This window comes from Sphingomonas arenae (genome assembly GCF_016924655.1).
Taxonomy (GTDB): Bacteria; Pseudomonadota; Alphaproteobacteria; order Sphingomonadales; family Sphingomonadaceae; genus Sphingomicrobium; species Sphingomicrobium arenae.
In genome coordinates this window covers 1,229,573-1,239,268 of the sequence record NZ_JAFFJU010000001.1, presented here as the reverse complement: position 1 = coordinate 1,239,268, position 9,696 = coordinate 1,229,573, and the positions used below count along the sequence as shown (strand labels likewise).

At 65.4% G+C, this 9,696-nt stretch carries 8 protein-coding genes; 7 read left to right on the top strand and 1 reads right to left on the bottom strand.

What is annotated here, in order from left to right; all coding sequences use genetic code 11:
- Window positions 1-4,514: beta strand repeat-containing protein (locus tag JT720_RS13790; protein ID WP_336511949.1), on the bottom strand; the 4,514-nt coding region annotated here is incomplete at its 3' end.
- 340 nt (window positions 4,515-4,854) lie between these two features.
- Here JT720_RS13790 and JT720_RS06215 point away from each other — a divergent pair.
- From JT720_RS06215 to JT720_RS06185, 7 genes are all read left to right on the top strand, one after another.
- A complete protein-coding gene (locus JT720_RS06215) occupies window positions 4,855-5,100 on the top strand; it encodes a MoaD/ThiS family protein (RefSeq protein WP_205480074.1) in 246 nt (81 codons plus the stop codon).
- A 5-nt stretch (window positions 5,101-5,105) separates the two neighbouring features.
- Window positions 5,106-5,564: a molybdenum cofactor biosynthesis protein MoaE gene (locus JT720_RS06210; RefSeq protein ID WP_205480072.1), complete on the top strand. Its 459-nt coding sequence runs from the start codon at window positions 5,106-5,108 to the stop codon at window positions 5,562-5,564.
- A complete protein-coding gene (moaB, locus tag JT720_RS06205) occupies window positions 5,542-6,108 on the top strand; it encodes a molybdenum cofactor biosynthesis protein B (protein WP_205480071.1) in 567 nt (188 codons plus the stop codon). Before JT720_RS06210 ends, moaB begins: the two co-directional genes overlap by 23 nt.
- Complete coding sequence (gene moaC / locus JT720_RS06200; protein WP_205480070.1) at window positions 6,105-6,578, top strand: cyclic pyranopterin monophosphate synthase MoaC; 474 nt, start codon at window positions 6,105-6,107, stop codon at window positions 6,576-6,578. Before moaB ends, moaC begins: the two co-directional genes overlap by 4 nt.
- A complete protein-coding gene (locus JT720_RS06195; RefSeq protein WP_237219670.1) occupies window positions 6,566-7,762 on the top strand; it encodes a molybdopterin molybdotransferase MoeA in 1,197 nt (398 codons plus the stop codon). Before moaC ends, JT720_RS06195 begins: the two co-directional genes overlap by 13 nt.
- 229 nt (window positions 7,763-7,991) lie before the next feature.
- Complete coding sequence (locus tag JT720_RS06190) at window positions 7,992-8,747, top strand: cytochrome b/b6 domain-containing protein (RefSeq protein WP_205480069.1); 756 nt, start codon at window positions 7,992-7,994, stop codon at window positions 8,745-8,747.
- Window positions 8,744-9,496: a molybdopterin-dependent oxidoreductase gene (locus JT720_RS06185; protein ID WP_205480068.1), complete on the top strand. Its 753-nt coding sequence runs from the start codon at window positions 8,744-8,746 to the stop codon at window positions 9,494-9,496. The genes JT720_RS06190 and JT720_RS06185 overlap by 4 nt, the downstream gene beginning before the upstream one ends.
- Window positions 9,497-9,696: the final 200 nt, after the last annotated feature.

Genomic DNA, 9,696 nt, shown 5'->3' with positions numbered 1-9,696 from the left:
CCGCCAAAGTCGCCTTCGCGGAAGACATACCGGTCCGAGCCCGCGCCGCCGATGAAGGTGTCCTGCCCGGTGCCGCCCTCCAGCCAGTCGCCGCCCGCGCCGCCATCAACCGTGTCGTTGCCCTCCTTGCCGAAGATCCGGTCGTTGCCGTCGAGCCCCGCGAGCACGTTGGCGCCGGCATTGCCCGACAGGATGTTGGCGAGCCCGTTGCCGGTGCCATCCAGGTCGCCGCTGCCCAGAAGCTCGATCCGGTCGAGCCCCGCACCCAGCGTCCAGTCGAGCGTGGTGCGGACGGTGTCATAGCCCTCGTTCGCAGCCTCCACGATCGTGTCGCTGAGCGTGTCGACATAATAGACGTCGTTGCCAATGCCGCCGATCAGCGTGTCACTGCCCTCGCTGCCGTCGAGGAAGTCGTTGCCGGCATTGCCGATCAGCGTGTCGTTCCCGCCCATGCCCCACATCCGGTTGGAGCCGGAGTTGCCGGTGATGGTGTTGTCCAGATCATTGCCGCGGCCGGTGATGGAATAAGGTCCCGTCAGCACCAGGCTCTCGATGTTGGCGCGCAAGTTGACCGACACCGCCGCCTGCACCGTGTCGGTGCCCTCGCCGGCAAGCTCGTAGGCATAGTCGGTGGCGTCGGTCACGACATAAGTGTCGTTGCCCGCGCCGCCATACAGCCGGTCCACGCCGCGCCCGCCGTCCAGCGTGTCGTTGCCGCCATAGCCATAGAGCTGATCGTCGCCATGGCCGCCCTGCAAGAGGTCGCCGTAGAACGTCGCGCGAAGGATATTGGCGCCATTGTTGCCGACCAGCGTCACGGCACTAGTCAGCTCGCGCGCGTCGATCCCGTGGCCGAGCGATCCCGTGGTCACCGCCGACGCGCCCGTGCCGGTGCCGATCACCACCCGCTCGATGCCGATGTCCGCCGCAAACAGCGTCAGCGTCTGCGCCGCGCCGGCCGCGGCAAATCGAACCTCGTCCGTGCCGCTTGCGCCAGTGTCCCCGAACTCGGACGCGGCATGCTCAGCCGTCGAGCTGACCAGGTAGACGTCGCCGTCAGCACCGCCGTCAAGCTGGTCAACACCTAGGCCGCCGTTGAGAACGTCGGAGCCGCCATAGCCGTGGAGTGTGTCATCGCCGCCATTCCCCTGAAGGATGTCCGTGAAGCTCGTGGCACGAAAGATGTTCGCGCCATTATTGCCAACCATGGTCAATGCATTTGCGACCAGCCGGGCATCGATGTTTAGGCTCGCGGTCCCGCTGGTCACTGCCGTTGCGGCGGTTCCCGTGCCAACAACCGCTCGCTCGAGACCGCGGTCGCTGGAGTACAGGATGAGCGTCGAACCAGCGGGCCCCGCATAACGGACTTCATCCAGACCGCTGGCGCCGCTGTCCTCGATCTCGCCAGCCATATGGTCGTCGGTGGAAGCCATCAGGTAAATGTCGCCACCGTCCCCGCCATCCAGCGTGTCTATGCCTCCGCCTCCAACAATGACGTCGGCGCCCGCTAGGCCGTAGAGGAAGTTCCCGAGGTTGCTCCCCGTGATCTGGTCGGCAAACTCTGATCCGATCACGTCCTCGATGTTGGTCAGCGTGTCGATGCCTGCGCCGCCCGTATTCTGGGGACCGGCCCGGTCGACCGCGATGACAACACCGGCGCCAGCTTGCGCGTAGGAGATGAGATCGAAGCCTCCACCGCCATCGATCTGATCGTTGCCGTCGCCGCCATCGACCATGTCATCCCCGCCATTCCCCGCGATGACGTCGTCGCCCGAACCACCTTGGATCGTCTCAGCGAAGGCCCCTCCGGTCAGCCGGTCGTTGCCGGCCTCACCGCTGACAATGCCAAGTACTCGACCGGCGCTCCCGTTATAGACGTCGTCCCCGCCGGCAAGCAGGACATCCCCCTCGATCGTCCCGCTGTTGACGATAGTTTCAATGCCAACCGACGCTTCGTGGGCGATTATAGAACCGGCAATGATACCGCTGTTGGTGACAGACGAGCGGGCGAAATTGTCGGCAGCGTCGTAAAGATCAAACACGATACCGCCGTCGATGAGCCCACTGTTCACCACCTCGAAGCCAGTACCGTACCGAATCTGCCCCCAGATCCCGACTTCGCCCCGGATCACACCCGAGTTGTTGATGCTGCCTCTCTCGAACAGCTGGATGCCGACTGCCAGATACTCGCTGGTGGGTGTAGCGCGGGCGGTGATGGTGCCGCGGTTGTCGATCGTGCCACCGTACAGCGCCTCGACCCCGGCCGCGCCATTTCCACCGTCGGCCTCGATCTGACCAGTATTGAGAAAGGTAGTGCCGTTCCGGAGACTGACGCCCGTGGCATAGCCGGCCGCCGAAAAGGCGTAGACTTCGCCGCGATTGTCGACACTGAGCCTCTGGGAGTCCCAGGTGAGGATCGCCGTTGCGTCCCCGCTGCCGTGTGCGATCGCGTGGATGAAACCGTCATTCACGATGACGCCCCGGTCGGCGTTCAGGAAGGCGGTGACGCTCGTTGCAGAACCCGCTTCCACCAGGATCAGCCCGGCATTGGTGAAGGTCCCGAAGATCGGCGATCCATTCCATTCGACGCTGCCGACTGCTGTAGCAGTTGGACCCTGGCCGACGTCGTTGATGATGCTGCCCTGGTTGAGGACGTCCGGAGGAGGAGGCGAGGACGCATCGGCGGAGGACTGGAATCCAATCACCGCGAGCCCGCTGCCCGAACGCCACGTCTCGGCGGACGCAATCGAGATATCGGTCCTCAGCCAATGCGTCGACGACAGCGTGAGCGTGTCGGAGCTGCCCGGGGACTCAACTGGAGCTGCCACTCCGCTCGCAACCGCTTCGAGGCCCGCCGCGGGGGGCGGGGCATCCCCGACCTGCACTGTAATGCCGGACTGGACCAGCAGGAGCGATGATCCCGACACGTAGCGCGAATACTGAACTCCGCTCTCGACCAGAGTGCCGGAGAGAGCCCACGAACCCGCCAGGTAGACATGGTCCGAGACGCCGCCGGCGATGTGCAGAGTGCTTCCGCCGGCGGTCAGTGCGGACACATCGCCAGCATGGACGACCAGCGTCTGGCCGCCCGCCATCACGACGTCCTCAATCCCGACGACCCGACCGCTTGCCGCCACCATACGCAGGTCAAGCGTCACCGCGCCGGTCGGCAGCACCCAACTGTCCCGCCCGGCGCCGCCGTCGAGCGCGGCGAACCGGAGATCGACCGTCTCGAAGCGGTCGTCTCCCGAACCGCCTCGCGCCACATCTCCGGCAAGGGTGACGAGGCGATCGTTTCCAGCTCCGCCGTAGAGGCCATCGTTCCCTGCGCCGCCGGCCAGAGCGTCATTGCCCTGATCTCCCTCAAGAAGATCGTTGCCTCCGCCTCCGGAGAGTTGATCGGCTCCGAGGCCGCCGCGGGCATGGTCCGTGGCCGCGCCGCCGATAAAGCGGTCCGCGCCGTCGCCGCACCAAGCCGTGCCCTCGAGAACTCCCGCGCTATTGTCGAACTGATCGTCATGGCCGCCCAGGTCGACGGTTCCCCGGATCGTTCCGGCGTTGACGAGCGTGTCTGCGCCGAGTTCCAGGCGGATATCCCCGTCTATCAGTCCGCTGGCGAGATTCGTGATTGTCTGGCTGTTGACCTGAACCGACGTTGTGAATGTCTCCGTAGTCCCCGACGGCGCATAGATGGCGACATCGGCTCGGATGATTCCGCTATTGACGATGGCCAGTGTCTCGGTCGCGAGGTTCACGGCGTAGACGCCCACGCTTTCACCCGACGGGCCCGTAACGACCGCCTCGATCAAGCCTCGGTTATCCAGTTGGGGTCCGAAGTTGGCCCAGGATGGGCTCAAGCCGCGGCCAATGTAGACGCCGTAGGCCAGGGTCGATCCCTCGGCGAGGATGCGGCCTCCCGCTTCGTTGAGTAGCGCGCTATTGTTCTCGAGCCGGACGCCCTGCGCACCGCCGCTCTGCGACACGTCAGCGCCCGAAGTCGCACTCGCCGCAATCAGGGCGGAGTTGGTCAAACGGTTGTAAGCGTCCGAACTGTACACTGCGATGCTGTTGCCCGCCGTCGCGGTCGCATAGATCTCGCCCATATTGGTGAGGGTGGGAGAAGGATCGGCAGTTCCCCCCGTCAGCACCACCGTTCGGACGAAGAGATATCGCGTGCTGCCGCCGCCGGTGAACGCATCTGCCTCACCCACGATGGTTCCGGTGTTGATCAGGTGATCGGCCCAGATGGCGTTCACATCATTGGTCGAGGACCGATCCCAGACCTGCCCATGCACGTTCAGGGTCAGCGCGCCATAAAGGGAAGAATAGACAAGCGGGCTCCCAAATCCGGCCCGGAAGAAGGACCCGAACGGTCCATAAGCCGGATCGATATCCAGGCCATAGATCACCTGGCCGGACCATATGGTGCCACCGGACGGCTGGGTGAATGCAGTCGTATATGGCGAGGTTTCGGCGCCGGGACGAACCGGCAAGGTGGGAATGGTACTCGTCACGCGCCTGCCCCCTCACAGAACGAAGCGGGGACACGCTACCCCCGTGGCCGCTCTCGCGATTGCTGGAGTGAGAGGCTGCGGCGCCAGTCCCAGCAAAGGAAAGACGCGCTCGCGCTACGCAACAGCATCGCGAGAGTCCCCCCGCCGCCGAGCGCGATCTTACCGGGGATCCCCGTTTGCTGCAAAGGCGGAAATCGGCGCTTCAGCTTCAGCAATCCTGGAGACTGCGTACGCAAGCGCTACGGATCCCGACCCGCTCGCAGGCTGTTCCGGGTGTTTACCTAGTTGACCTGCCCGCCTGCTCGGGGCGACGGGACCGGTTCGAACACGAGGGTGAGAGATGGACGTACGCTTGTACGGCCGACTGGCCGATATGCTTGGGCGGGAGCTGCGATTGGAGGTCCCGGGGGCGGACTGCTCCGTGGCGGAGGTGCGTAGCCGGATCGCCGAAGAACATCCGCAGTCGCGCGAGCACATCCTGAGCTCGCGGGTCCGGGCCTGCGTTGGGGACACGCTGGTGTCGGACACGCATCGCTTGAAGACGTCGGAGGCCCTCGAGTTCTTCCCCCCGGTTTCGGGCGGGTGAGTCATATGTGGACGGCGCGGCTGGTTCTGGAACCCTTTTCGCCGGAGGACGCGTACGCAGCCTTCCAGCAGCGGTTATCCCACGAGGTCGGGGCTGTGGTTACCTTTGCGGGACTGGCTCGGGGGGCCAACAGGCAGGGCGCGCCGGTGGACATGCTGGTCCTGGAACACCATCCCCGCCTCACCCAATTGTCGCTAGAGGACATCACGGCCTCGGCCGCAGAAAGATTTGAGGTGAGCGCGCTGGACGTGATCCATCGTGCCGGCCACATCTCGCCTGGCGACGCGATCGTATGGGCCGCGGCCGCCGCGCCGCACCGCCGGGCGGCGTTCGAAGCCGCCGATTACCTGATGGACCGCCTCAAGACGGAGGCCATGTTCTGGAAGCGTGAAGATGGGCGGGACGGATCACGGTGGATCGAGCCCACCGATACCGACCACCATGAACGCGCACGTTGGGAGTAGGGTCTTGCCCGGACGCATCGATGAAACATTGCCTTTTTATCCCCTTCGCATCGCTGTTCTAACCGTGTCCGACAGCAGGACGGAGGAAACGGACACGTCCGGTGGCACGCTCATCGAGCGCCTGACCAGCGCCGGGCACGAGCTTGCCGCCCGAGCCATGGTGACCGACGACGTGGATGCGATCCGCGGCCAGGTGCAGGCCTGGGTCGCCGATGATGGCGTTGATCTCATTCTTTCGACGGGCGGCACGGGCTTCTCGCCCCGGGATGTGACGCCGGAAGCCATCAAACCCCTGGTCCGGCGGGAAATGGACGGCTTCTCCATCGTCTTCCACCAGGCGAGCCTCGGAACCGTGGGCGTTTCGACCTTGCAGTCCCGGGCCTTTGCTGGACAGATCGACGACACGTTCATCTTCTGCGTGCCCGGTTCGACGGGAGCTTGTCGTGATGCCTGGGACCATGTGCTCGGACTGGAACTGGACAGCCGCTATCGACCCTGCTCGCTGGCCGGCCAGATCCCGCGGCTACGGCATGTCTGCGCATGAGTGACCTGACCCACCTCGATGAGAGCGGCCGCGCCAGGATGGTCGATGTGTCGGAAAAGGCGCCGACGGAGCGGACCGCGCAGGCGATGGGGCGGCTCCATTGCTTGCCTGAGACCTTGCGCAGCGTGGCACAAGGCAAGTCGCCCAAGGGCGCAGTCGTGCACACGGCGGAGCTGGCCGGGATCATGGCGGCGAAGCGGACCGCCGACCTGATCCCCCTCTGCCATCCGCTACCACTCACCAAGGCTGCCGTCCGGATCGAGATGGACGACAAGCTGCCAGGATTCCGGATTGAAGCGGAAGTGAAAACTGTCGGGGTGACCGGGGTCGAGATGGAGGCGCTCACCGCCGCTTCGGTCGCGTGCCTGACGCTCTTCGATATGCTCAAGGCGATCGATCGAACGATGGTCATCGAAGGGCTGGAAGTGGTCTCCAAGGCCGGCGGCAAGTCGGGCAGATGGCGGCGATGATTAGCTTCGACGAAGCGATTTCCCTCATTTCCGATACTGGGGCTCCCTCCGGTACGGAGGACGTGCCGCTTCGCGCCGCCCACGGGCGCGTGCTTGCCGAACCTGTGATCGCCGGCGTCTCCTCTCCACCGTGCGACGTGTCCGCGATGGACGGGTATGCGGTGCGAGAGGGGGACGTAGCCAAGCTGCCGGCGGTTCTTCCGATCACAGGCGAGAGCTTCGCGGGCCGGCCGTTCGGCGGATCGCTGGAACCCGGCACCTGTATTCGCATCTTCACCGGGGCGGCCGTTCCGGCGGGTGCCGACCGCGTCATCGTGCAGGAGGTGGTCGCAAGAGACGGCGATCTGGTGCGGCTCGAGCACCCGTTGTCCACAGCCAGGCACATCCGGCCACGCGGGTCCGACTTCGAGGCCGGCGAGATCCTCCTTCCTGCCGGAACGCTTGTCACCCCGCGCGCCCTGGTCGCTGCGGCGGGTGGCGATGTGGCGAGCGTGGCAGTCTACCGTCAGCCACGAGTCCGGCTGCTCAGCACCGGCGACGAACTGGTAGAGCCAGGACAGGCCGGCAACACTCCGGGCAGCATCCCGGAGAGCGTCAGCTTTGGGGTTGGCGCGCTCGCAGAGGAATGGGGCGGGCGGCTCGTCGGGACTGACCGGCTGCCGGACGACCTTGCGCGCATGGAGCAGGCCGCGGCGGCTGCGTTCGACACGGCCGACCTTCTGGTCGTGACCGGAGGGGCTTCGGTTGGGGAGAAGGACTTCGCCAGATCCATGTTCGATCGGACCGGACTGGACCTGATCTTTTCCAAGGTATCCATGAAGCCTGGCAAGCCGGTCTGGTTCGGGCGGGCGGAGGGGAAGCTGGTCCTTGGCCTGCCGGGCAACCCGACATCGGCGCTGGTCACGGCCCGACTGTTCCTCGCGCCGCTTCTGTGCCGAATGACCGGTCGTAATCCTGCGGAGGCACTGCCGTGGCGGTCCCTTCCCCTTGCTGAGGATCTCGGCGCGACCGGTGACCGCGAGACATTCTCTCGTGGCTACATAGTCGGGGGCGCGGTTCGTCTGTTTGGACACCAGGACTCCAGCGCCCAAAAGGTGCTTGCCTCGGCCAGTCTGCTGATCCGCCGTCCTGCAGGGAACCAGCTGACCGCATCAGGGTCCCTGGTCGACGTGCTCGACTTCTGACCTGAGCCGCCTCTCGACCTGCGCGAAGTCCTCGGGGGTGTTGACGTTGGCGAACGCTTCTTCCGAAAACTCGACGATTGCTGCGCCGACCGTCTCGGTCGAGCCGAAGGCCGCAGGACTATGCCCCCGACGACGTTTGCGGTCGATACGCGCAAGCTCTGGCTGCCGAGTTCGCGCTTTAGGTTGTGGCGAGCCTGTCCAATGGAAGCGCCGTGCGGTATAAAGGTGCATGGACGCACCCCGCACGGCGCCCGGTTCGGCCGGGCTCCCCGCGAGCCCTGACGAGCGGCAGGAGGTCTTGCGCCATCGGCTGTCCACCCGGCTCTGGCACTGGCTGAATGCGGTGGTGGTGATCATCATGCTGATGAGCGGTCTGATGATCTTCAACGCGCATCCGCGGCTCTACTGGGGTCACTATGGCGCGAACTTCGATCCGGCCTGGCTGGAGCTGCCGCGCTTCCCCGGCTGGGCGACCATTCCGTCGACCTACGATCTGGCGGGCGCACGGCGCTGGCACCTAGCGTTCGCTTGGCTGTTCGGCGTCAGCACGATCATCTACCTGCTGGCCGCGCTGCTCAACGGCCATCTCCGCCGCGACCTGCTGCCTCGGCCGCGCGACTTCGCGCCCGGGCACCTGTGGCAGGAAATCAGGGATCATGCGCGACTGCATTTCCCGACGGGCGAGGCGGCCAAGCGTTACAACACGCTGCAGCGGCTGAGTTACGGGGCGGTAGTGCTGCTGCTCATTCCGCTGTTGATCCTCTCCGGCCTCGCCATGTCGCCGGCGATGGATGCGGCCTGGCCCTGGCTGGTCGACCTGTTCTTCGGCCGGCAGTCTGCCCGCTCGGTCCACTTCATCTGCGCTGGGCTGATGCTGCTGTTCATCCTTGTGCACCTGGCCATGGTGCTGCTGGCGGGACCGGTGAACGAGGTGCGGTCCATGATAACCGGCCGCTTTCGCCTGCCGCCGGAGCGTGCCGCATGATCAGCCGCCGCGGATTGCTGGTCGGAGGAACGAGCGCCGGTGCGCTGCTGCTCGGGGGTTGCGATCGCCTGAATCAGAGCGAGAGCTATCGCGGCGTGTTGCGGTCGGCCGAGGGACTTACCATGCGAGCGCAGCGGCTGATCATGGACCGCAACGCGCTCGCGCGTGAGTTCAGGGAAGCGGACATGTCGCCCATCTTCCGCTCGAACGGCACGGCCGACCCGGGCACGCCGCTTTATCAGCAGCTGCTGACAGGCAATTTTGCGGACTGGCGGCTGCGCGTGGACGGGCTGGTCGCGCGGCCGCTGTCTCTGTCCCTGCAGCAGCTCCGCTCCATGCCCTTGCGGACGCAGATTACCCGCCATGACTGCGTCGAGGGCTGGAGCGCCATTGGCAAGTGGCACGGCGTGCCGCTCGGGCTGGTGCTGGATGCAGCGGCGCTCAGCACGCGCGCTCGCTATATCGTCTTCCATTGCATGGATCAGCTGGCCGGCCGGCCATATTACGAGAGCATCGACCTGATCGACGCCTTCCACCCGCAGACGATCCTCGCCTGGGGCATGAACGATCGGGTCCTTCAGGTTCCACATGGCGCGCCGCTGCGCCTTAGGGTGGAGCGCCAGCTCGGCTACAAGCACGCCAAATATATCGAGCGGATCGAGGCGGTGGAGAGCCTCGCGGGCATTCATGGAGGCCGCGGCGGTTTCTGGGAGGATAGCGGCGACTATGAATGGTACGCTGGAATTTAAACCTCAGACCGAGGAGGGCCCACATCAAGATCTCGGCGAAGCAGCCGGGTATGGGGCGTCTCAGGCGCTCGCAGCCATGACCAGCAACGCTAACCCGCTTGACTGAGCACACGCGGCGACTGGTGAACCTGGCGCTGGGGATCGGCTCAGGTTCGGAAGGCGTGCCTCACGGCTAGGCGCGGCGGACGCTCCTTACGGCA

What these genes read in the sequence shown, in the direction of transcription:
- JT720_RS06215 (WP_205480074.1), top strand. Translation starts at nt 4,855, where the DNA reads ATGGACGTACGCTTGTACGGCCGACTGGCCGATATGCTTGGGCGGGAG.
- JT720_RS06210 (WP_205480072.1), top strand. Translation starts at nt 5,106, where the DNA reads ATGTGGACGGCGCGGCTGGTTCTGGAACCCTTTTCGCCGGAGGACGCG.
- moaB (WP_205480071.1), top strand. Translation starts at nt 5,542, where the DNA reads ATGAACGCGCACGTTGGGAGTAGGGTCTTGCCCGGACGCATCGATGAA.
- moaC (WP_205480070.1), top strand. Translation starts at nt 6,105, where the DNA reads ATGAGTGACCTGACCCACCTCGATGAGAGCGGCCGCGCCAGGATGGTC.
- JT720_RS06195 (WP_237219670.1), top strand. Translation starts at nt 6,566, where the DNA reads ATGGCGGCGATGATTAGCTTCGACGAAGCGATTTCCCTCATTTCCGAT.
- JT720_RS06190 (WP_205480069.1), top strand. Translation starts at nt 7,992, where the DNA reads ATGGACGCACCCCGCACGGCGCCCGGTTCGGCCGGGCTCCCCGCGAGC.
- JT720_RS06185 (WP_205480068.1), top strand. Translation starts at nt 8,744, where the DNA reads ATGATCAGCCGCCGCGGATTGCTGGTCGGAGGAACGAGCGCCGGTGCG.